General features: G+C 63.0%; 16 protein-coding genes and 2 pseudogenes. 8 read left to right on the top strand and 10 right to left on the bottom strand.

Annotated elements, in window-relative coordinates; all coding sequences use genetic code 11:
• Nucleotides 1–490: 490 nt before the first annotated feature.
• Nucleotides 491–985 (top strand): UPF0149 family protein, encoded by a 495-nt coding sequence (locus tag ACQR1E_RS28665; protein WP_316170806.1) that lies wholly within the window; start codon nt 491–493, stop codon nt 983–985.
• Nucleotides 986–1,206: 221 nt separating this feature from the next.
• Here the strand turns inward: ACQR1E_RS28665 and ACQR1E_RS28660 are convergent, their stop codons facing one another.
• The 3 genes and pseudogenes from ACQR1E_RS28660 to ACQR1E_RS28650 form a co-directional block, all read right to left on the bottom strand.
• A complete protein-coding gene (locus ACQR1E_RS28660) occupies nt 1,207–2,892 on the bottom strand; it encodes a recombinase family protein (RefSeq protein WP_316187182.1) in 1,686 nt (561 codons plus the stop codon).
• 491 nt (nt 2,893–3,383) lie between these two features.
• Nucleotides 3,384–3,641, bottom strand: coding sequence for a TRCF domain-containing protein (locus ACQR1E_RS28655; protein WP_316170804.1), 258 nt, complete (start codon nt 3,639–3,641; stop codon nt 3,384–3,386).
• A gap of 88 nt (nt 3,642–3,729) precedes the next feature.
• A pseudogene (locus tag ACQR1E_RS28650) lies at nt 3,730–3,852 on the bottom strand (hypothetical protein); the annotation flags it as partial.
• 567 nt (nt 3,853–4,419) lie between these two features.
• On the opposite strand from ACQR1E_RS28650, the gene ACQR1E_RS28645 reads away from it, so the two are divergent.
• Both ACQR1E_RS28645 and ACQR1E_RS28640 read left to right on the top strand, forming a co-directional pair.
• The gene (locus ACQR1E_RS28645) at nt 4,420–4,713 is read left to right on the top strand and encodes an excisionase family DNA-binding protein (RefSeq protein ID WP_316160999.1); all 294 of its coding nucleotides are present in this window, start codon (nt 4,420–4,422) and stop codon (nt 4,711–4,713) included.
• A gap of 132 nt (nt 4,714–4,845) precedes the next feature.
• A pseudogene (locus tag ACQR1E_RS28640) lies at nt 4,846–5,557 on the top strand (transposase); the annotation flags it as partial.
• A 531-nt stretch (nt 5,558–6,088) separates the two neighbouring features.
• Here ACQR1E_RS28640 and ACQR1E_RS28635 read toward each other — a convergent pair.
• The 7 genes from ACQR1E_RS28635 to ACQR1E_RS28605 form a co-directional block, all read right to left on the bottom strand.
• Nucleotides 6,089–7,159 (bottom strand): hypothetical protein, encoded by a 1,071-nt coding sequence (locus tag ACQR1E_RS28635; RefSeq protein WP_434897867.1) that lies wholly within the window; start codon nt 7,157–7,159, stop codon nt 6,089–6,091.
• A 10-nt stretch (nt 7,160–7,169) separates the two neighbouring features.
• Complete coding sequence (locus ACQR1E_RS28630) at nt 7,170–8,327, bottom strand: hypothetical protein (protein ID WP_434897866.1); 1,158 nt, start codon at nt 8,325–8,327, stop codon at nt 7,170–7,172.
• Between the two features lie 46 nt (nt 8,328–8,373).
• A complete protein-coding gene (locus tag ACQR1E_RS28625) occupies nt 8,374–8,622 on the bottom strand; it encodes a hypothetical protein (protein WP_315716235.1) in 249 nt (82 codons plus the stop codon).
• A 91-nt stretch (nt 8,623–8,713) separates the two neighbouring features.
• A complete protein-coding gene (locus ACQR1E_RS28620) occupies nt 8,714–9,730 on the bottom strand; it encodes a hypothetical protein (protein ID WP_316202555.1) in 1,017 nt (338 codons plus the stop codon).
• A gap of 101 nt (nt 9,731–9,831) precedes the next feature.
• Nucleotides 9,832–10,137, bottom strand: a complete 306-nt coding sequence (locus ACQR1E_RS28615; RefSeq protein WP_315736163.1) for a hypothetical protein — start codon at nt 10,135–10,137, stop codon at nt 9,832–9,834.
• 261 nt (nt 10,138–10,398) lie between these two features.
• A complete protein-coding gene (locus tag ACQR1E_RS28610; protein ID WP_434897865.1) occupies nt 10,399–12,516 on the bottom strand; it encodes a S8 family serine peptidase in 2,118 nt (705 codons plus the stop codon).
• Between the two features lie 17 nt (nt 12,517–12,533).
• Entirely contained in the window at nt 12,534–13,658 is a 1,125-nt protein-coding gene (locus tag ACQR1E_RS28605; protein WP_315751494.1) for a phosphatase PAP2 family protein, read from the bottom strand.
• A 230-nt stretch (nt 13,659–13,888) separates the two neighbouring features.
• Here ACQR1E_RS28605 and ACQR1E_RS28600 point away from each other — a divergent pair, with 230 nt between their 5' ends.
• From ACQR1E_RS28600 to ACQR1E_RS28580, 5 genes are all read left to right on the top strand, one after another.
• On the top strand, nt 13,889–15,592 hold the full coding sequence (locus tag ACQR1E_RS28600) for a hypothetical protein (RefSeq protein ID WP_434897864.1): 1,704 nt from the start codon (nt 13,889–13,891) through the stop codon (nt 15,590–15,592).
• 300 nt (nt 15,593–15,892) lie between these two features.
• Entirely contained in the window at nt 15,893–17,392 is a 1,500-nt protein-coding gene (locus tag ACQR1E_RS28595) for an AfsR/SARP family transcriptional regulator (RefSeq protein WP_315751492.1), read from the top strand.
• Nucleotides 17,393–17,588: 196 nt separating this feature from the next.
• Nucleotides 17,589–18,845, top strand: coding sequence for a cytochrome P450 (locus ACQR1E_RS28590; protein WP_316226887.1), 1,257 nt, complete (start codon nt 17,589–17,591; stop codon nt 18,843–18,845).
• An 82-nt stretch (nt 18,846–18,927) separates the two neighbouring features.
• Nucleotides 18,928–20,007 carry a PEP/pyruvate-binding domain-containing protein gene (locus tag ACQR1E_RS28585; protein WP_315751486.1) on the top strand — a complete coding sequence of 360 codons (1,080 nt, stop codon included), beginning with the start codon at nt 18,928–18,930 and terminating at the stop codon, nt 20,005–20,007.
• Between the two features lie 43 nt (nt 20,008–20,050).
• Nucleotides 20,051–21,859 (top strand): PEP-utilizing enzyme, encoded by a 1,809-nt coding sequence (locus ACQR1E_RS28580; RefSeq protein WP_316165501.1) that lies wholly within the window; start codon nt 20,051–20,053, stop codon nt 21,857–21,859.
• The last annotated feature ends 19 nt before the right edge of the window (nt 21,860–21,878 follow it).

Genomic DNA, 21,878 nt, shown 5'->3' with positions numbered 1-21,878 from the left:
GGCCAGCAACTTGGTGTGCATTGGCGCGCCAGTCGCTTCCGGGGTGGGCAGAGGCGCGCCTTGGAGGGGCGCAGAGGCCTTGCAACCTGTGATGGCTTCCGGCAAATATGTTCTACCTGGGGCGACACCGCCGCCAGCGCCACAACGAGGGACTATAGCCATGAATACGAGGATGATGGTATTGGCCGTAGGGGTGCTTGCCACTCTCGCGACCGGCGGAAAAGCGTTGGCAGTAAATTGCAAGCTTAATGCACCGGAGAAGGAGTGTTGCGCTGATATTTTTTGCGACGGCAAACGCTTGCGTGTAAATATATCAGAACGGGATTGTAAACGTAAGGAAAAGGATGCCAAAAGCTGGCATGATAAACATAGTGGGGTATGTGTAAAGTTTTAGCCGGGTCAAAGCGGCTTGAACTGATTTTTGATCGCTGGGAGAGAAAAACGCAGTCTGTCCCCTATTCTGCTCGATCCACCTGACTGGATCTGCCCGTTGCTCGCTATCGGCGCCGACGCGTTCAATCACGGCGGCACGCAGGAGTTCGCCGCCATCTCCGCCGGCGCCATGCGGCACAACCACATAAGCGACACGCTCTCGGCCGCGCCCGACAAGTTCAGGCCCGTGCATCGGCGCAAGGCCAACGGCGACGCGCGCCCCTGGTGCCGAGGATTCTACGCGGCGATGCAGCTCAGGATGCCCGCCTGGGCGCGGCTCCTCAATCTCGCCGACATCAACCACGGCCTGCTGCTACCGATCCTCCTGCACTCAGTCGATGACCACGGCCGACCGCTCTTTGGACCGACCAAGAAAGGCCGCGAAGGCAAGGATTCCTGCGTAATGCCCACGCGGATATTCCGGCCGCCGTCGAGGCCATGCGCCAATACTGGACGCGAGCAGGTATTGCCGCAGATCCCGCCGCCGTGGTCTGCTCGCCCCGCTTACGACGAACCTCCATACCAAATCCGGCCCTCCTGCCTGAAACGGTGACCCCGGCCCTCGTGCGCACGCCGGATCAAATTCGAAAAAACAGAATTTCTGTCTTGCGCCGACGGGCAAATCAGTGGTTCATAGGGTGCTGACTCAACTAAGGGAGACAGCAATGGCTGACTACTCAGGTCCGAAGTCTGACCTCGTTCATATTTCGAAACTGAACGGCGACTTCCGACGAAACTATGGGCCGCTGCTCGGAGCGTATCTTTATCTTCGTTCTATCGACGCCGCCGGCCGGCGCCCTGTTCGTTGGTTGGGGTTTCTTTCAGTGCTCGGATCAGCGCTTGCGGCCGTGTTCGCCCGGTATGGTTCCGCGTGGTGACGAGACGAGCAACTGCACGAGCCAGGGCGCCCTCTGTCTTGAAGTACAAGACGCCATGATCCACGCGTCCCTGCTCCTGAAATCTGATCGTCAGACTGGCGTTAGCGACGGTCGGGAGAACAACATAATCCAGAATCGATCCGTTGCGCTCGCCAAGTCGGATGGCAATGATCAATCCCTCCGGCAGGTGCCGGCAAGATACTGTCCAAAATGGAGAAACACTTCGCCGACATGCTGCGGTCCAAAAGGCTATTCGGAAAAAGAGATGGCACTTGGACCCGACGACCAGATGGTGTTCCGGAGCAGAATAGACGTATCCTCTGACTTTGCCGAAGCGGACACTGATCCTCGACTTCCTTTTTATCTCCTCGCAGATGCGCGACGATAGCGTCACGAGGTCGCTTGACCAGGTGCGTCGCACATCGAAATAGTCGCAGCGCCGGCTTGACGTATATCCGACCAGTTCATATGCCCTTCTGAGAGACCCGAAGTGATCCAAGTATGTCTTGCAGCACGGCAGACCAATAGTTGAATTGATGATCGAGGGGCTGAGGCACCCCTTCTTCTTCAGTGTCTGTCGCAACCGGAGCAGCATTTCCTCCTCGGAAAGGTCGACCCGCCGTTCCGCTATGATCTTTTGCACCTGCCGGAAGAGATCTTGATCGATAGTCGGCTCAAGGGCGGCTTCGCCACGAACCCAATCCTCTGGCGGGTTGTAAACCGAGACACCGCCGAGCCTGCGAGAACGACGATTGTAGACGATGTTTCCCAGATAGTTCTCGTTGCGCAGAATCCTGCCCACCATCGCCCGATTCCAGACTCGGCCGTTGGCGGTGGGCGCCCCCCGGTCGTTGAGTTCGCGGGCAATCGCTGTTTCGGATCGCAACTCGATAAAGCGTCTGAAGATCCACGCGATCGCAGCACGATCATTCATTTCGCCCGGCCGCAGCCTGACGTGATCGGTCATCAGGTACTTTCGGTCTCCCCTGACCAACACCTTTTTCTGCTGCAGCTTCTCGTCGACGAGTACACGCTGAAGGCCGAACATCGTTTGGCCACCCAGCGCGAATCCCATCCGCGCAAACCTGCATGAACCGGCGTGAACCTTTTGCGAGAGCTCGCGACTATATTCCGCGGCCATAACCCTCTTCAGGTTCTTCACGATGTTGGACAGCATGCTGCCGTCATTGTCGAACTGCTCAGCGCAATAGCTGACCCTGATCCCTGCCTGCTTGCAGATGAACTCATAATGTGCGGCTTCGTCGACATCCTGAAAGCGCCCCCACCGGCTGATGTCATAGACCAGGATATGGTCAAAGTCGGCCCGCCTGTTGCTGACGTCTTCGATCAGCTTGGCGAGCCCCGGCCTGTTCTTGATCTTGAGACCGCTCTCGCCATGATCCGCATAGGTCTTGACGATCGAAAGCCCGTGGGCGTGAGCATAGGCCGCAATCACTGCAGCCTGATTCTGGATGGAGTAGCGCTGATAGTCCGTCGACATGCGAACGTATTGCGCTGCACGCCCGTTTGGTGATTGCGGAAGGTGGGTCTCGCGAACGATGAGCGCATTGACCATCATCATGCCCCCAGCAGCTGCGTCGGCAGGATCAAACGCCTCCTTTGGTGAGCTGACAAGAACAATTGCGTCATGATAGGGAGCTCTGCTGGAAGGCCCATCATCGCTATCCCGCTGTGAGCTCGGGCAATTGCTGGGAGTTGGCCGGAGGCCTAGATCTCCTCCCCATCCATTTCAATTTGGCCATCTAGCCGATTTGCCCGCCGGTACCGGGGAGATCGTCCTTCAAAGAGACGGATCGATACCTTGCAAAGGAAGATTTCCATCCAGCTTCGTTACGGGCGCGTCGAGCGCGGTTTGTCTCAATACCGAGCATCAGAGATGCCGTAGTGGCAACCGCTATTCATCCAGCAGATCCAAAAACTGTTCGATTCTTTTGCAAGACAGGCGCGCTGCTCCGCCCGGCATGATGACCCAAATGCCATCGCTGCAGCAACCGTGAGCACGACCTCCGGATCCGTCCCCCGGCAGCAGCATTGCCGCAATCGCTTCCGGCCTCACGTCAAGAGAGGCATGATCCCGCACTCTCTGCAACTCATCCTGAGCGTGGCAATTGCGAAAAAGTTGCTTGCCGCCGGCGGCAGCGGTCCGAAGCGGCGCTGCGTTTCGTCCTGCAGCTCCTCCAGCTCATCATCGGTCCGGCATCGAGCGGCGCGCGCGTAGATATCGAGCCTGACTGCTTGAGACTGCACATAATCTGAGGGAAGAAGCTCCGCGATCGGCAGGTTCAGCTCCGGAATCCAGAGAGCGGACATTCCGTCTCGATCGCCCTTGAGAGCAGATGACGAGCCCCAGATCGGCACAATTGATCTCCTTCGATGCGAGCGAAAGCGTCCCAACCACGACCTTGAGCTCACCGCTTCTCTGTCCCTCTCGCACCTTGCGCTCCTCGGCCGTCGAGGCGACCCGCGGCAGATTTCCGACCTCAATGCCGAGCGTCGCAAAGCGCTTGCGGAACGTCTCCACATGCTGCCGAGCCAACACCGTCGTCGGGACCACGATAGCGACCTGCTTTCCCGCCAGGACGGTAGCTGCGGCACGCTCTAAGTATCAGCCGGAGCGGAGCGAAGGCAGAGAAGGCACCCGTAGGAGGGTCGGCATGGCGGTCACTGCGCCAGCGGTGGGACCCGGGGCCGAGTGCAGTCGCGAGACCGGTTAACAAGGCACCCGCGTTCGGGGCAGTGACAGCGATGCCGCGAAGCGGGAGCCCCTAACGCGAGAGCCTCCGGCGAGCGACACCATATGTAGTCGGCCGTGTCCGGACGAATTCTGCGGGGTCAACTCGCCGGCCCCGCTTGTGTTCGAGGTCGTTGCAAAGGGCCAAAATGACTTAATTCTACGCCACCGTATCCGAAGCACACATCGAAGCATTGTCGCTCTTCCAAATTCGTACGGAGGCAAATTGACTGCATTCCGCAAGGCAGAAGGCGCTGCGAACTTCAAGCAGTCACGAGCGTCCCTGCCTGCGACGCGCGTGCACGATTACTCACATCGATATCGCGCAAAGCCCTCCAGGAGTGGAGCATCTGCAACGTGGTCAGAATCAATTTTCCTGTTCAAGCGTCGAATCCACTCGATCAAGGCACCTCAATTGGCAAAACCGATAACGACAACATCAAGCAGCGCCGTCTCGTCGAGTTCAAGGAAGGCTGCCGTTATGGCAAATTCGGCAAAACAAAGGCCTATGAACTGATCGCGCAGGGGCGGATCAGGGCGTACAAAATGGGAGGCAAGACACTCATCGACCTCGACAGCATTGATGAATATCACGCCGTGCTGCCGCGCGTTGAATCGCGGGCAGTGGTCGTGTCCGCGGAGGTGGTGTAGCTCGGTATAGCAAACCTGTCCGCACGCTCGCCCTCAAATAGCGCCGTAGCGGGCGGACGGGTTTGCAGTGGTCACCGGCGATTGCCCGGTAGGGTCGGAGTGCTGACCCCAACCTTTTTCCGGGGACCACCGATGATCGAAAAGATGATGCACCGTCGTGCGCTCGTGGAGAAGGCCCCGATGCCGATGTCCTGCGCGAGATGATCGGATTTGTCGCCCAGCGGCTGATGGAGATGGAGGTCGGCGATCTGACGGGCGCGGCCTATGGCAAGAAGAGCGCCGAGTGGCTGGCGCAGCGCTACAGCTACGCGAGCGGAGCTCGGAAACCCGGGTCGGCAAGGTCGAGCTGCGCATCCCCAAGCTGTGCAAGGGAAGCTAGTTCCCGAGCCTCCCGGAGCCGTCCATCCCACAAATAGGGTCAATCGCCGTCGACCGGACGGCTGAGAAAGGCTTTCACCCCCGCCTTCGCGGGGGCAGGCTCTTGTCGTAGATCTCCCCGCCGACGAGGGCGCGACGTGCTCGGCATAGACATCGGCCCGTCCGAGACCGAGACGTTCTGGACTGCGTTCCTGCGCAAGCTCGCCCGCCGGGGGCTTCGCGGCGTCAAGCTGGTGATCTCGGACGCTCACGAGGTCATCAAGGCCGCAGTCAGCAGGGTGCTCAATGTCACTTGGCAGCGCTGCCGTGTGCACTCATGGGCAACGTGCTGGCGCATGCCAGCAAAAGCGGGCGCCGCGTCGTCTCCGCCTTCATCACCACCGCCTTTGCCCATACCCGGGCCGCCAGGGCGCAGCGGCGCAGGGTCGCTGACCAACTCCGTCCCAAACTCCCTAAGCCCGCCGCTGGCGCGCGAGTGCGCGTCGGGGCCCGCAGTTTTTCATGCCCGCTATACCGGGTGTCATCTTGTTGGTATTTCTGTTGGTATCGAGAATAATTGGTACCGGAAAATACTTTATATTCAAATGCTTGCTTGTCTAGTGGACTATCGGCCAGGGGCACCATTTGGGCGTTCGCCCGCATCCGCCGACGTTCGTTTCCCCCTCAAAATCAAAGATCGACCGCCGTCTGCCCGTCGCCGGCGTCCGCCCGTTTTGTTGGTATCCGCCCCCTCTGCTGGTATCCTTGATGGTAGCGCGCGGGGGTCATGATATCGCGAGCCTTGGGTGGAATCGAACCTATGCCGGCCAAATCCGCCCCCTATTTCCGGCACCTGAAGCCGGCAACGAAAGACTACAAGCGCTCAAATGAAGGCGGGCTCTTCATGCTCGTCACCGCGACCGGATCGTAACTTTGGCGCTTCGCCTACTGCTACGACGGCATGCAGAAACCGCTCGGAAACTAACCTCCATAGGCTTCCTTCGCTGACAAGCGTGGGTCAGTCAGACGCTGGTGGAAGCCCCAACTCGGGAATCCTGTCGCGCTGCGGATCCTGGAAGTCGAACAGCATGCGGCCAGGGATCTTGCCAATCTCGAGATTTTCGATGAGGAACGCGCGAACACCGAAGTGGCCCTTGAAGTCCTGCCGCACCTTGTCCCAGTCCGAGAAGGCGCAGAACTTCTCCTTGGGAATGGTGCAGGGTTGGGTCGGTGGATTCTTCTGCGAGAAGCCGAGCGGATGCCAATCGCGGTAGAGGCCGCCGACGAGCTCCTTGGCGGCGTAGTGCCCGCAGAAGAAGGTCTGCGCCAGCTCGCAATAGTGCGGGTAGAACGGCTTGAAGTTGTCGATACGGTAGGTCTGAATGCCGGTGTCGCCGAACTCCTTGAGCTCCGCGTCGTGAAGCTTGCCGGGCTTGAGAAAGCGATCCTCCGGCGCAACCCCAGCCTCGACATTGCTGACGACCTGCAAAAGACCCCGCGCATTGGCCGGATAGAGATCGATCTGCAGGGGAAAGATCACGACTGATACACGGTATCCGGCGACGTAGCCGATGCCGAACAGGTCGAGCGCTTCCTTGACCGTATGACCCTTCAACTCCTCGTAGTCGGCGACGAAGGAATACTTCTGCCGGGGCGGACCGAGCTGGGTCAGCGCGTCGATGCCGAGGGCGGCATCGGAGGGGCTGCGCGAGATCATGCGGATGACATAGCGCACACGTCTGTTGCTGGCGAGATCGTCGATCGCTTCATTGACCGACTTCCTGCGAATCGGATCCTGCGACACGTAGAACAGCGCCAGCGACGGACCGGCCGCGGAGAACAGGATGCCACCAACCAGGCAAAGGAAGAACGCCGCCTTGAAGAACGGGGTGACCTCTTCCGGTTTTGACCTGAGCGCGATGCAGGCGAACACCGTGGTGATGAGCAGCAGGATCAGTCCGACCGCCAGCAGCGCTGCGGTCGAGGATGAGGCGAGCACGAAGCTCAGCACCTGAACGAAACCATCGATGGCCTTGTCCATATCATCTCCCTCCGTCGTGAAGCCGTAGAGCTTCCAGAACCCGGTCATGACTGCCAGCTCAGTCCTTGTCGGCGGTGCAGCGTCCGCCCGAGAAGCCAGCGAAGGCGGCACAGGTCTTGAAATTGAGCGAGAGCTTGTACAGGTCCGTTCGCTTGGCCGTCTCCTCGTTGCGCCCCTTCTGATAGGAGAAGGCGAGCGCGACGTTCGGGTTGATGTCGTATTTGATCGTGCTGTCGAGCCAGCTACCGCTCTGCCCGGAATAGACCTCGCGCCACCAGTGATAGGTGACGGCGCCGCTCAGGCCGGCGAGCGGCTCGGCCCAGGCCGGCAGCGCGGTGCCGAAGTCCGCAACGCGGAACAGAAACGTCGCTTCGGGGCCGATGCGCAGCGAGCGGCCGAGACCGGAGAAGCCGATCGGTACGACACCGCCCTGGCGCTCGTCATATTGCACCTTGAGGTCGGGACGGAAATTGGTGGTCACGAACGTGCCCGGAATCTGCCGGTTCACGCGCAGATACATCGGCATCCATTCGAGCTTGGCCTGCCCAGTGGTTCGGTTCAGAATACCATCGCGGGTTTCGAGCCAGCTGCCGCGGACATAGTCGGCGCCACCGATCGGGTTGATGAATCCGACCTCGGCGCTGCCGCCGACGGTGATCGCATCCCGGCTGTCGTCGCTTGCCGCGGCGGAATGCGCTTCCTTATCGACCTTCACATAGGACGCCAGGCTGGCACCGATGAAGCGCGAGTAGTCTTCGTTGAGATAGCTGTAGGCGAGACCGACCAGTCCATTGACCTGCCAGATCGTGTCGGCGGCCGTGTTGTTGCGCGCCCAGGACAATTCCGCACCCGTCGCCTTCTCATTGGACTGCGGCTTGCCGAACATGTCCACATCGGCGAAGTCCTTGCGCACGAACCAGATGAAGTCGCTGACCGGCTGGGGCCCGGGCGCCGTCTTCACCGCCAGCGCTACGGCTGCGGCCGACGCCCGCTGCGGGTACGGCGTGGCGGCGACGGGCCACTGCTGCCCGCAGCCTTGTTTCAGGCGCTTGTGCCCGTAGTCGCGCGCGATCGCCGTCCAGTCCGGCTCGGCCGCGGGGGCGGTCTTGTAGCACGCGAAGATGTCGTCAGCAGCTGCCGTCTCGGCTGCGGCCTGCGCCGCAAGGATGCCGCCCGCGACGGCGACGGTAAGACTGGCGAGGCTCATGCGCTTCATCGGTACCTTCCTTCATGTGGTGGACCGGATCCCGCCGGTGCCCGCCTCAGTTTCCGGCGGCGCGGACCTTCTGGTAGATCAGCGTCACGATATCCTTCACCAGTTCGCAGCCGGCGAACTCACTCGGCGTGTAGCTGGCGCGGCGCCACCCCCGCAGATGCCGACCGATGTCGTAGATGTCATAGGCATCCAGGCCGAGATCGCCGGCGAGCGAGGTGGCCTCGGTCGCCGAGGGCCACTGGCGATGGAAATAGTCGAGGACGTATTGCTCCACTCTGTCGCGCGTCGTCGTCATGGATTGCTCCGGGATTGAGGAATTGGGACCGCGCGCCGGCGGACGAAACCTGCAGGACGCGGCCCGCAGGTTTCATCTGCCGCTCGCCGCGTCACTTGCCGAACAGAGGACCGACGGACGGAAGGATGACCGCCGTGACCGTTCCCTTCGCGCCGTCCGCAGACGTATTGCCGAAGCCGAGGTTTGCAGGCGACGGGAAATTGCCTGGCGATCCTCCGCCTGTGCCCTTGCACCAGCCATTGGCCGGCGCGCCCTGGCCTCCGGGGCCCGGATTGCCCGGGCCGCCGCCCCGACCTGGGAGTCCGGCCCTCCCGCCGACATTGTTGATCCGCGAATAGCTCAGGACTTCGTAGGCAGGTCTGGTCGTGACGAAGACGAGGTCGGCGCCTTGTCCCCCAGCGCCAGCGTCACCGCCGCGTCCTCCGGGACCGGCAGCGCCTCCCGTCCCGCCGGGGCCGCCCCCCTCCTTGCAGTCGAACAGGCTCGTGGCCCCTTCCTTGCCGTTTCCGGCCCGGCCGCCGTTGCCGCCTTTCCCCCCGGTCCCACCATCGCCGCCGTCAATGCCGCGGAAGAGAAGGACGAGGTTGAGAAGACCGGCCGGGATCGGCCCTTTCGGATCGGAGAGCTCTCCGGCGACCAGATAGACGTCGGGCAGTTGCCGGGTCTGTCCGGCCACGGCAGGCCCGCCGGGGCCGCCGGGATAGCCTGGATTGCCGGTCCGGTTGGTCTCGCCGGGATTGTCGGCGCCATTGGGACCTGCGGGGCCGTCACTGCCGACGGCGGCCACGGCCTGCGGATCGCGCTGGATGATGCTGTAGGTGTCCGGGTTGGCGAACTTGATGCGTTGCGCGGCCACCACGATGTAGGGATAGTTCAATCCGGTCAGCGTCAGCTTTGCCCCCGCCGCGAAGGAAATCTCATCCGCCTTGATGATCTGCTGCGCGAATTTCTCCTCGCCGCTGATCGGAATCAGCGTCTGCGTCAGCGGAGCCGCCTTGATCGCGGCCGCGACGTCGGGCGGCAGTGAGCCTGTCGGAATCTGCTGTTGCGCCAGAGCGACGCTGGGCAACAGCATGGCGGAGCAGGCCATCAGTCGAAGACTCTTCATCTGCAATCTCCTCACGTCATCATGGATTGTTTGAACCAGCGGCCCGCTTTCGAGACGTCGCGCCTGGACGGCGAGCAGTCATCCATGTCGCCGAATAGCGCCTAGCGAGATCCCGGAATCGGGAAGCGGACGTTTCCCTCGGCGCTGTTCCGGGTCACGTTGCCGCCGAGCGAGACATCGCGGTTGACGTTGAGCCGCGGCTCGTTGGTGGAAGGATCACGGCTGATGTTCGGATAGTTGGTCGGAGGCGGGGCTGGAGCGTGGAAGTTCTGCAACCGCTCGCTGTCGGTCTGTTGATGCGGCTGATAGGTCGGCACCAGGTCCTTGAGGTTCTGACCGGAGGCCTGGGACATCAGCAAGGGCGAGATGATCAAGCCCATCACGATACGGATATTGGATCTGCGCATTGAATCCTCCTGTGTCTCGTTTGCACGGGAGGAACTATGCCGAGGTGGTGTGAGACGATCGTCAGGACATCGCAAGAGCATCGTCAAAAAATGCATCGGAACGACGCCATCTGCACTCACGCACTTGCGCTATCGCGCGCGTCGGCAAGGGCGCAGCGCAAGAGGCATCGGATCCGGGCTGGGAGTCGAGGCGCGCGCCTGTGCTGGCTCACTGTCTGCCAGCATGCTGCAATTGCGCGGCGGCGAACCAGGGAGTCGGGCTCAGCGCAAGTTTGGGCTGCGCGGATAGGTCCGCGGCGGCAGGCCGGGGTGGCCGCTCGCACGCAGGATGAAACTGCCGATGCGGGCATGGTCACACGGCGAAGCGGCCACCGCGTCCTGCTTGATCGGCTCGAGCACGGCGGCGCCCGGCGGCGGGACGTCGGAGCTGGCCACGGGACCGTCGGTCACCGCAAGCGACGCAAGCACCGGGCCCGGTTGCAGCGATGCGAGATAATCTGCGAGCCGACGCACGAGTTGCGGCGCTGCCACGCTGGTGCCGCGCATCGCCACCACCGAACCGCTCCGGGTACCGGCCGCGAGCACGCCCCAATGCGCGGGCCCCTGGTCGGCGATGGCAGCACAATCGGGCTCGGCGCGCCCCGGCGTCGGACCGCTCGCCGTATAATCCGTCGGCTGGCCCGCGGCATCGACGGCGCCGACCACGAGCGCGCCCGCACCGGTCGCGAGCGCCGACAGTGTGTCCTCGCGAGTCATGGGGCAGCCGCTGCTGTCCGGATCGCTGTAGCTGCCATCCAGCGCCGCACGCTGATAGCCCCCTGCATGATCGAAATAGGACTGACGTCCATGCTGCACGTAGCCCAGCGGGGTATCGTCGCGCTGGATGTAGAGATGTGCGGTCAGCGGCGCCTCCGATCCGTTGGTGACGGAAAGCCGCCAGCGTCCGGCCGGCGCTGGATGCCTCACGCTCCAGCGCGCGGTGGTCGGATTGACCGACAGATGAAAGCGGACGCGGTCGGGCTGGCCGGCCACCTTGGCCAGGTGGCCATTGATGGCGGCGATCGGCTTGCCGTCATCCTCCAGCACCTGCACATCGCCATCACCGAATCCATCGATCTTGCGCGGCACGTCGCCGGGCGGCGTCAGGCTGACGCCGAGGCGCGGCCATTGCTGCGCGATCGCTTCGCCGTCGAGCCAGATCTCGAGATGATTGGACGTACCGTCATCCGGCAGCATGATCCAATCGATCTGATCGGAGGCGCCGGGCTGCACAACCATCCGGCCCGTCGTCCGCTCGCGATAGCTGTTGCCGGCCGGCAGCACCAGATAGGTCGGGCCGCCGCGTTGGTTGCGACGCTCGATCATCCGCGACAGAGCCTGCTCGATCTCGTGGCTGCCGTTCTTGGGGCCGGCCGCGATGCCATAGCTGAAATTGATGACGAGCGGCAGCTTCGGGTTGATCCGGTCGGCCCATAGCATGATCTGGCGCGCCCCCTGCAGCACGTAGCTCGCCATGGTAACGCCAGTCGTATCGCCGGACACCGGCGACGGCAGCTGCACCGCCAAAAGAGGCCGCTTGCTGCCGATATCTTCCGCGGTCGGATCGTAGCCGCCGGAGAGATCGAGAATGTGTGTGCCGTGCGAGACGCGTTGCGCCAGCGGCTTGCGTTGTTCATTGCAGAAATCGGTCATGCCGAACGCGCGATAGATGTCGGCCTCGCTCGCATTCGCCGCAAACAGCGCGTCGAGCTCCTCGCCGGTGAGCCGCTGCCCGGCGGCGACGCCGAAATCCGTGGTCCGGCGCTCGACATCCTGCAGCCAGATCGCTCGGATGCGCGATCTGCCGCCCCTGCTGCGAAAACGGCGGTTGGCAAAGGCGATGCCGTCATCGATGACGCCGATAGCGACCTGCCGCGTCAAATCCGTCAACGGCTTGCCGAGATCGGTCGGCGCGGCGATGACGGAGTCGAAGCGCAGGCCTGGAATCGGCGGGCCGACATGGATCGCGGTGAAGAGACCGTTGGCGGCAGTGCGATTGGCGATGTCTTCGGGCCGGTAGATGAAGAACTGCACATCGCGCGGATCGTTCGGCGGCGGGACGCGACCGATGCGGATGTCGTCGATCAGCTTCGTCAGCAGATCGAATTCGTCGGCCGACATGCGGATGGTCAGCGCGTCAGCAGGCTCGTCCGGCTCGTGGCCGGCGGCCACGATGGCGGCCAACTGGCCGAGATGGGCCACATAGCTGCCGTTGGCCTCCGGCAGCAGTTGGATCTGCACGCTGCACCAGTCCAGCCTCTTGCCGAGTGGCCTGTTGCGCAACTCCCAGTCCAGATAGGGATTGGCTCGTTCGGCCCGATCTCCTCGCCAGCCTCTCATGCGCCTGTCCTTTCGTGTCAGCCGACGATCAGGCGGCACTCGGCAAGCGCCTGCGTCCAGAGATGCTGCAAGATCGGCGAGGCTGGAACGGTCGATGGCGTGCCGGCCTCGATGATCGCGCCGCCGCCACCCTGCTCGCTGGCGACGTTCGCAGCAGCCGATCGCCTGTAGGACATCGCCAGCACATCGTCGTAGCGGAAATCGTCGTTGAACCCCCGCCCGTCGAACTTGCGCATCGTGACCTGGCCGCAGCCAGAGCAGCGCGCAATGAACAGCTCCGCCAAGGTCCAGCCCAGCACCATACCGGCCACGCTGTCGACCGGAAAATGCACGCCGGCGACCGTCCGGTTGATGGCAATGCGCTCGGCGTGGCGCATCAGCTGCACGAACACTGGATCGGTCGCATCGACATCGTCCCGCCCCGTCCTCGCCTTGCGCATGAGCGCATTGATCACGAAGGCCGCGGCAAAGGATTCCGTGGCATGGCCGCTCGGCAGCGACCCATGCCCCGGCGTCTGGATCATCGGCTGTATCTGCGGTGAATATTCGATTGGGCGCCGGCAGGTGAGCGCATGCTTGACCCGCATTTCGATCGTGGTCGTCACCTGCAGGATCAGCGCCAGCAGCTCGGCGGTGTGCGGGCTGCGGCTCGGATTCCAGTATCCGACCAGGCCCAAGAAGCTGGTGAAATCGTGCAGCTCGGCCAGGATCTCGCTGCTGCGTTCCATCCGCAGCGCGGCATAGTTGAACACCCAAGCCGCTTGTTCGGCGAAGTCCGAGGCATTGGGACGGATCATGTGCACGATCGGCGTGAACGTCTCATCGCTGCGGCCACGGTACTGAAGCGAGATCGAGGTCTCGCCTTCGTCATAGACAAGGCCCGACAACAGCTCGCCAGCGAAGATGCGCAGTCGCACGTCGCGCGACCAGCGATCGAGCGCCTCTGGCCCGGCAGTATAGTGATCAGGCGTGTGTGACGGCTGGTTCCAGTAGCCGACGACGCCCTCCCGGCTGGTAATCAGCGCGCGTGCACGCGATGAGGCGCGGACACGGCGGCCCTCGCCGCTCTCACCGCTTTCGCCGCTTTCGCCGCTCTCACCACTTTCGCCGCTTTCTCCGCTCTCACCGCTTAGCCATGCCATCTGCCGCCTCCCTGCCTGGCCCGGCGGACTTGCTCCGCCCGTTACCACTGAATGGTCGTTTTGACGGCACGCGCGGTCAAGCCGCCGGCCTTCGAAATGACGGCGTTTCACGGATTTTTCACGTTGACAGCAAGGGTGTTGGAGACTTCACTACTCAATCATTGGTTTCCGTATTTTCACGACTGATTACATCATGGTTGTGGGCGACGAATGTGAGCTCAGATCCAAAATTGCTGATCAAGCTTCTTGGTCCGTTCCGCGTGGTCAAGGCTTCTGGCGAGGATTGCACGCCCAGGGGACGCAAGGCTTGCGCTCTCATTGCGATGTTGGCGCTGGCGCGTGAGCACAAGCGGTCGCGGGTCTGGATCCAGGACAAGCTCTGGGGGAGCCGCGGCAAGGAGCAAGGCGCGGCCAGCCTTCGCCAAAGCCTGACCGAAATCCGCAAGGCGCTGGCCGACTGCCGCTCCCTGCTGTGCGCCGACAGCTTCGTCATTTCGCTCGATCCAAAGCTATTTGAGACCGACATCGCCCGTTACGCTACCGCGTCACCACTGCAGGAGATGGCGCCTCCCCAAGGTGAGCTTCTTGAAGGCTTTGACATTGCAGAGGAGGAGTTCGAGGATTGGCTGCGCGAGGAGCGTGCGCGATTCCAGATGCACGTCGCGCCGTCGCCTGACCTCCGCCACGCCGCCAATCTCGCGACCGACCTTGCAGCGCACCTGCAGCCCGCCGATGAGCGGCCCTCGCGAAACCGAATCGTCCTGATCCCCGGCTGCCGGACAGGCCCGTCGGATACTGCGGTCGTGACGGACAGCCTCGTCGATTCCATCGCCAAGACGATCAAGGAACTGGGCGTAGCCACGATCCAAGACCGGCGCGACATGAGCGCGTCGGCGGCCTGGCCGGCGGACATTTTGCCTGGCGATGGCTCGATCGGTGACGATGGCTCCTCGGCCGGCACGCTCTCCCTGCGTTCTGATGTGTTCGGGTCTGACACGAGCAAGATCGTTCGGCTCGCGCTGTTGCAGCGCCCTGCCAACACGCTGGCATGGTCGTCGACATTGCAGATCAACGGCGAGGGTACGCTCGACCTGAACGACACCAATGTGATGAGAACCATCAACCTGGTGGTCAACTTCGCCGTCGATCAACTCGCTCATATCAAGGATGGCGCTCCGAGGTCTGCCTCCCATCTATGCTATGCTGGTATCCTGCGCCTGTTTCGACTTGGCAGAGCCAACTTCGAGTCCGCCGACAAGCTGTTCGCGGCTGCTTTCGCGGCCGAGCCACGCGGCATCTATCTCGCGTGGCGCGCCTATTTGCGCACCTTCATGCTCGCCGAGCGCCAATTCAACTGCCGCCAGACGCTTGAGGCGGAGGCTTTCGATCTGATGTACCGGGCGCTGGAGCTCGAACCCTACAACTCCTATGTTGCTGGCCTGAGCGCGCATGTCCATTCCATGATGCGACGCTCGTATGTTGCCGCCTATGAGCTGGCCGAGCGAGCCATTCAACTGAACCACGCCAACCCGATCGCCTGGGCCTGCCTGGGAATCGCAAAGAGCTATCTCGGCAAACCAGAGGACGGCTTCCAGCACACATTGCTTGCCCGTACGATCGCTGGTGCGGCACCTTTCCGTTTTCAGCTCGATGCCCTGAGCTGCATTGCGGGGACCATGGCGGGAGAACTCGACAAGGCCGTCCATCTTGCAGAAGCCAGCCATGCTCTTGCTCCGACCTTTGCTCCACCCTTGCGATATTTGTCAGCTCTCTATGCCCATAATGGGCACCGTGAGCTTTCTTTCGAGATGGTTCGCAAGCTGCAGACAACGGAGCCGGACTTCTCATATGACAAGCTGAGGGATAAAGCCTACCCCGCGGCTGGCCTCCATCGAACATCAATCATCAACTCGCTGCCAGCCCGACAGTTCTAGCGGCGTCACACTTCATCCGAGAGGTCAGGGAGCGGCGATCCACGAGCGCCTGACGGTCTAGAAGAGCCTCGCGTTGAGGCAATCAGCTCCGCTGGCGTGCTCAATCCGCATGTCGTTCCCGCAAACCCGAACATGCATCGTCGCTGGAAGCGATTCATTTCGCTGCCGCATTTCACGGCTTCTGGATCTCGCCAGCTTGCAGGAATGCTCGCGAAACAGGGCCTTGAAACCTTCCGGCGGCCGCTCTTAGACTACCTCCAGTCTGGCTAACTGCAATGGGGTTGCCTCGGGTGAGTACCCATGACCAAGAATAGTTGTGTCAACCTCGCGCTATTCGCGACGCAGCAAAAGCTTCTTTTTGCGGACTTCTTCAAGCTTTACCAGACTGTCGCACAGCCCTGCCGGATCTTCGTGATCGCGGCGGACGTCAACGCGGTCGCGCGGGTCGAGAAGCTCGCAAAGCGCATCAACAAGACCGGATTCGTCGAGGGCAAGAGCTTTGTCGAGATGGCGCTGCTGCGGGTGCCGATCTCGTTTCGAGATGTCGCAGGCCGAATCGAGAGGTGGGTGGCACCAACCCGCAAACAAGGTCCTGCCCTGCTCGTCGTCGACATGAGCTGGGGCCTCGAGACCAACTCGGCGACGGCCAATTTCGAGGGTTGGCCCGCACTTGCGGAAACGCTCACCCAGCAGTCCGAGGTCTCGATCGCCTCTCTCTATAACCGCCGGGTGCTGATCGACGAGCAGTTGCTCGTCGCGCTGCGCGGCCATCCGCAGATCCTCACCAGCGCCGGACTCGTGGACAATCCGCATTGGCTGCCGTCGCGGCTGCAGACGCGCGGCGCATTGCGCGAGCAGGTCGATTTCTGGCTCGGCGCGATCGCGCCGGAGTTGCGGATCGGGACATCGGTGGCCGCGCTGCACGCAGCCGAAGGCGCCGACCCCATGTGGCTGTTGCGACGATCGGCGGAAGAGCCCAGTACAGTTCATCTCGACAGCCGCGACCGCTGGAAGATCCGCTGCTTCGGACGCTTGCGGATCTATCGCAACGACGGCAGCCAGGTGAACTGGGACCCGCCCGGCGGAGCGACCCGCAAGACTAAGACCCTGTTCGCCTATCTGCTGCAGAAGGGCGGCCATGGCGCAGCCACCGACGAGCTTGCGGATCTGCTCTGGCCCAACGCCGAGGACATTGAGGCTGCGCGCAACCGCCTCTATCACACCGTGCGCTATCTGCGGCTGGCGCTCGGCCAGCCCAACGGACGCGACGAGACGCGCAACTATGTCCGGCGCGAGGGATCGCGCTACGTGCTGGTGCCCCCGGAGCGCAGCTGGCTCGACATCTCGACCTTCGAACAGCTCTGCCGCCAGTCCCAGGGTCACATCAAGGCCGGCGCCAGCGACGAGGCGCTGATCTGTCTGCAGGCGGCGGACCGTCTGTACACCGGAGACCTGTTCGAGGACATTCCGGTCGAGTACGCCGACGATGGCGAGCGCGACTGGTGCTGGAGCAAGCGCTATTGGCTGCGCGACATGTTCTTCAAGGTGCAACGCGACGCGGCACGGATCTATCTCGAACGCAACGACCACTCGGCCGCGCTCGCGCATTGCCAGAAGGCGCTGGCGATCGACCCCTTGTGCGAGATGGCGCATGCCGAGGCAATGCAGGTGTTCAAGGCGCAAGGCCGACGCGAGGCGATCGACCGCCAGTTCAAGCTGTACCTCGACTCGCTCAAGCATTTCGACAACCGGCCGAAGAGCGCCTCGCTTCAGGAGCTGCACCGCAAGCTCACGGCGTGAGGCCGCTCGTTCGCGACCGGCTCGGTCACACGACCTTTGCCGGCCAAGCCATGCGCCATGGGGGTGCCGCCGCCAGCAGAATTGACGATTTATCTCAATTTGCCATAGAGTTAGGGGCTAAAGAAAACCCAAAGGCCGCCGCTTAGAGTGAGCCCATGACAACGTCGCCGGCAAAGGCGGCGAATGGGAGGACGACATGCCAGGTTCGGCAGCTCAGCTGGCGCGGTGCCCCTATAGCGACGCCGCCAAAGACTTCGATCCCTTCGAGATGCGCGATCCGTTCCCGTTCTATGAATGGGCCCGCGCCGAGGCGCCGGTCTTCTTCTCCGACGAGCTGAAATACTACGTCGTCGCGCGCCACGCCGACATCAAGGCCGTGTTCGACGACTGGCGCACGTTCTCCTCGGAGAACGCCCAGGCGCCGCTCCGGCCGATGTGCGAGGAAGGCAAGCGCATCATGCGCGAGGGCGGCTTCACCGCCTATTCCGGCCTGTCGGCGCGGGTACCGCCCGATCACACCCGCATCCGCAAGCTGGTCCAGGGCTGCTTCGGACCGCGCCGGTTCAGGGCGATCGAGCCGGAGATCAAGGCGATCGTCAACCAGGCGATCGATGCCTTCGCCGACCGCGGACATGCCGACTTCTTCCGCGAGTTCGCTTATGATGTGCCGGCGCTGGTGCTGTTCAAGCTGGTCGGCATTCCCAATATGGACGTGCCGCGCGTAAAGTCCTGGGCGGTGAGCCGCGCGCTGCTGACCTGGGGCGACCTCAGCGACGACGAGCAGATCGTGCATGCGCGCAACATGGTCGAATACTGGACCTACTGCCGCGCGCTGGTGCGTCAGCGCCACGACGATCCGACCGACGATCTGCCGGGCGATCTGGTCCGACTGCAGAAGGACGGCGCCGAGATCAGCGACGAGGAGATCGCCGGCGTTCTCTACAGCGCACTGTTCGCCGGCCACGAGACCACGACGACCTTGATGGCCAACGGCATGCGCGAGCTGCTGCAGCGGCGCGACAACTGGGAAGCCATCATCGCCGAGCCGCAGCTCATTCCGAATGCGGTCGAGGAGTGCTTGCGCTTCAGCCCGTCGATCGTGGCCTGGCGCCGGCGCGCCCTGAAGGACACCCAGATCGGCGGCGTGCCGGTGCCGAAGGACTCCAATATCCTGCTGCTCATCGGCTCCGCCAATCGCGACGAGGCGGTGTTCTCCGCGCCGACCCGTTTCGACGTCCGGCGCACCGACGCGAGAAGCCATCTGGCCTTCGGCTACGGCATTCACACCTGCGTCGGCCAGCAGCTGGCCCGCATCGAGTTCGCGATCGCGCTCGGCGAGCTGACCCGCAGGCTTCCTGGCCTCCGGCTCGCTGCCGACCAGACCATCGACTTCGTTCACAACATCTCGTTCCGCGTGCCGACGGCGCTTCGGATCGAATGGGACGTGGCCTGACACGACGATCGTCATTGGACCGCGTTTCACAAGCAACAACAAGTCCGGAGCCGATCCGGGCCATAAGGTGGGGAACAGACGCATGGGCGCCAACGCAGCCGCATCCTTCATCGTGCCGTTCGAAGACGCACGCGAGGACGACTTCCCGCGCATCGGCGGCAAATGCGCGAGCCTGGCGCGCATGATCGCACAGGGCGTGCGCGTTCCTGCGGGATTTGCGGTCGCGACCGACGCCTACGCCCTTCATCTTCGAAGCAACGGACTCGAGGCGACGATCAGCGAGCGCCTGTCGCGGATCGTGCTCGACGATGTCGATGACGAAGAGAAGTTGTCGCACGAGATCCGCGACGCAATCATGGCGCAGCCGATGCCGGGCGCGGTCGAGCAGGCGATCCGCGAGGCGTATCGCCGGATGTCGCCCGACGGTCAGTTGCCGGTGGCGGTGCGCTCGTCGGCAACCGCCGAGGATCTGCCCGACGCCAGCTTCGCCGGCCAGCAGGATACCTATCTCTGGGTGGTCGGCGAGGACGCCGTGGTCGAGAAGGTCAAGGCGTGCTGGGCCAGCCTCTTCAACGCGCGCGCGATCTCCTACCGTGCCGAGAACGGGCTCGGCCAGATCGACGTGCTGATGTCGGTCGGCGTCCAGAAGATGGTCAACGCCGCCGCCGCGGGCGTGGCGATGACGCTGGATCCGATCAACGGCGACCGCACCAAGATCGTGATCGATTCCGCCTTCGGGCTCGGCGAGCCGGTGGTCTCCGGCGAAATCACGCCCGACAATTTCGTCGTCGAGAAGGTGCTTCTGCAGGTCATCAAGCACCGCATCGCCGAGAAGGATTTCGAACTCGTCGCCGATCGCGCCGAGCGCCGGACCGTCGAGCGCGTAATCGCGCCGGAGCGCCGCACCCTGCCCTCCCTGACCAATGCCCAGGTGCTCGCCGTCGCCAGGCTCGCCAAGTCGCTCGAGCGCAGCATGGGCTGTCCGCAGGACGTCGAATGGGCGATCGACGCCGATCTCCCTGAAGACGAGAACCTCGTGGCGCTGCAGAGCCGGCCGGAGACCGTCTGGAGCCAGAAGAAGAAGCAGTCGACCGCGATCTACGAGACCGGGATTGCGGGTGTACTTGGAACGCTGCTGGCCCCGGTCCAGGCCAAGCGGTGAGCATCACGACAACAAGCAACAGAGAAACCGAGGGGAAACGACAATGACGGCGCATGCGAAATTCCCAAGTCCCTATGACCTGAAGACGCCGGTCGGCGCCGAGGGCTGGGAGAAGCTCTATCCCTATTATCTCCAGTTCCAGAACAGCCTGCGCGACAAGGAGGACGGCAAGTTCTGGTTCTGCGACTCGCAGCACTGGCCGAGCCCGTTCAAGCCGTTCGACGCCGTCACCGTCGAGTTCGCGGTCAAGTGTCTCGGCCAGTACAACACGCGGCACTATCTGATCCCGCCGGCGAACGGCGTCGAGTACCGCATCCACAATGGCTATTGCTACATGAGCCCGGTGGCGGTGGCGCCCGAGCTGATCGCTGGTCGCGTACCGCATTTCATGGAGCGCGCCGGCTACTACTTCCAGAACTGGGACCGCCTGCTGGCGAACTGGGACAAGAAGGTCCGCGCCAACATCGCCGATCTCGAGGCGCTCAATTTCGAGCCGCTGCCCGAAGCCGTGCCGCTGGAGTGGATCACGGCCGGTGTCGGCCTCGACAACACCTACGCGCTGATGGAGACCTACGACCGGGCGATCCAGCTGCTCTACAAGACCTGGCAGTACCATTTCGAGTTCCTGAATCTCGGCTACGCGGCCTATCTCGACTTCTTCAGCTTCATGAAGGGGCAATTCCCCACCATTCCCGATCAGGCGATCGCCAAGATGGTGCAGGGCGTGGAAGTCGACCTGTTCCGTCCGGACGACGAGTTGAAGAAGCTCGCCAAGCTCGCCGTGAAGCTCGGTGTCGCCGATGCCCTGAAGAGCGGATCGGTCGACGAGGCGCTGGCTGCGGTCGGCCGTGCGCCGAACGGCGCCGAATGGCTGACGGCCTGGAACGAGGCGCAGGATCCCTGGTTCAACTTCACCTCCGGCAACGGCTTCTACTCGACCGACAAGTACTGGATCGAGCATCTCGACATCCCGCTCGGCTACATCAGGGACTACGTCGTCCGCGTGCAGCGGGGGGAGGAGATCGACCGGCCGACGGACGCCATTGCCAAAGAGCGCGACCGCATCACGTCCGAATATGCCGAGATGCTCGATGCCGACGCCCGCGCCGCCTTCGAGGGCAAGCTCGGGCTCGCCCGGACCGTGTTCCCCTATGTCGAGAACCACAATTTCTACATCGAGCATTGGTCGATGAGCGTATTCTGGCGCAAGATGCGTGAACTCGGCGCCATCTTCCGCGATGCCGGCTTCTGGAAGGACGCCGACGACCTGTTCTATCTGAACCGTCAGGAAGTCCGCGACGCGCTGTTCGACTACGGCAATGGCTGGGCCGTCGGCGCACCGGCGATCGGTCCGACCTATTGGCCGCCCGAGATCGAGCGGCGGAAAACGATCCTGGCTGCGCTCGCGACGACGCCGCCGCAGCCCGCGCTCAACAATCCGCCCGATGTCATCACCGAGCCGTTCACGATCATGCTGTGGGGCATCACCACGGAGAGCATCGGCCGCTGGCTCGATGGCGCCGCCAACACCACCAAGCTGTCCGGCATGGCCGCTTCCCCCGGCCTCGTCGAGGGCCGCGCCCGCGTGGTGCGCTCCGCCGATGAGCTCGGCCAGATCCAGCAGGGCGAAATCCTGGTCGCGCCGGTCACAGCGCCGAGCTGGGCGCCGATCTTCGGCAAGATCAACGCGATCGTCACCGACATCGGCGGCATGATGTCCCACGCCGCGATCGTGTGCCGCGAATACGGTCTGCCCGCCGTCACCGGCACGGGACGCGCCAGCTCCTCGATCAAGAACGGACAGATGCTGCGCGTCAACGGCTCGACCGGCGAAGTGACCATCCTGTCCTGACCCAATCGAGAGAGGCCGG

It is taken from the genome of Bradyrhizobium sp. HKCCYLRH1030 (assembly GCF_051168395.1).
Lineage (GTDB): Bacteria > Pseudomonadota > Alphaproteobacteria > Rhizobiales > Xanthobacteraceae > Bradyrhizobium.
This window is presented reverse-complemented; position numbering and strand designations above follow the sequence as displayed.

What these genes read in the sequence shown, in the direction of transcription:
- ACQR1E_RS28660 (WP_316187182.1), bottom strand. Translation starts at nt 2,892, where the DNA reads ATGATGATGGTCAATGCGCTCATCGTTCGCGAGACCCACCTTCCGCAA.
- ACQR1E_RS28655 (WP_316170804.1), bottom strand. Translation starts at nt 3,641, where the DNA reads ATGTCCGCTCTCTGGATTCCGGAGCTGAACCTGCCGATCGCGGAGCTT.
- ACQR1E_RS28635 (WP_434897867.1), bottom strand. Translation starts at nt 7,159, where the DNA reads ATGACCGGGTTCTGGAAGCTCTACGGCTTCACGACGGAGGGAGATGAT.
- ACQR1E_RS28630 (WP_434897866.1), bottom strand. Translation starts at nt 8,327, where the DNA reads ATGAAGCGCATGAGCCTCGCCAGTCTTACCGTCGCCGTCGCGGGCGGC.
- ACQR1E_RS28625 (WP_315716235.1), bottom strand. Translation starts at nt 8,622, where the DNA reads ATGACGACGACGCGCGACAGAGTGGAGCAATACGTCCTCGACTATTTC.
- ACQR1E_RS28620 (WP_316202555.1), bottom strand. Translation starts at nt 9,730, where the DNA reads ATGAAGAGTCTTCGACTGATGGCCTGCTCCGCCATGCTGTTGCCCAGC.
- ACQR1E_RS28615 (WP_315736163.1), bottom strand. Translation starts at nt 10,137, where the DNA reads ATGCGCAGATCCAATATCCGTATCGTGATGGGCTTGATCATCTCGCCC.
- ACQR1E_RS28610 (WP_434897865.1), bottom strand. Translation starts at nt 12,516, where the DNA reads ATGAGAGGCTGGCGAGGAGATCGGGCCGAACGAGCCAATCCCTATCTG.
- ACQR1E_RS28605 (WP_315751494.1), bottom strand. Translation starts at nt 13,658, where the DNA reads ATGGCATGGCTAAGCGGTGAGAGCGGAGAAAGCGGCGAAAGTGGTGAG.
- ACQR1E_RS28595 (WP_315751492.1), top strand. Translation starts at nt 15,893, where the DNA reads ATGACCAAGAATAGTTGTGTCAACCTCGCGCTATTCGCGACGCAGCAA.
- ACQR1E_RS28590 (WP_316226887.1), top strand. Translation starts at nt 17,589, where the DNA reads ATGCCAGGTTCGGCAGCTCAGCTGGCGCGGTGCCCCTATAGCGACGCC.
- ACQR1E_RS28585 (WP_315751486.1), top strand. Translation starts at nt 18,928, where the DNA reads ATGGGCGCCAACGCAGCCGCATCCTTCATCGTGCCGTTCGAAGACGCA.
- ACQR1E_RS28580 (WP_316165501.1), top strand. Translation starts at nt 20,051, where the DNA reads ATGACGGCGCATGCGAAATTCCCAAGTCCCTATGACCTGAAGACGCCG.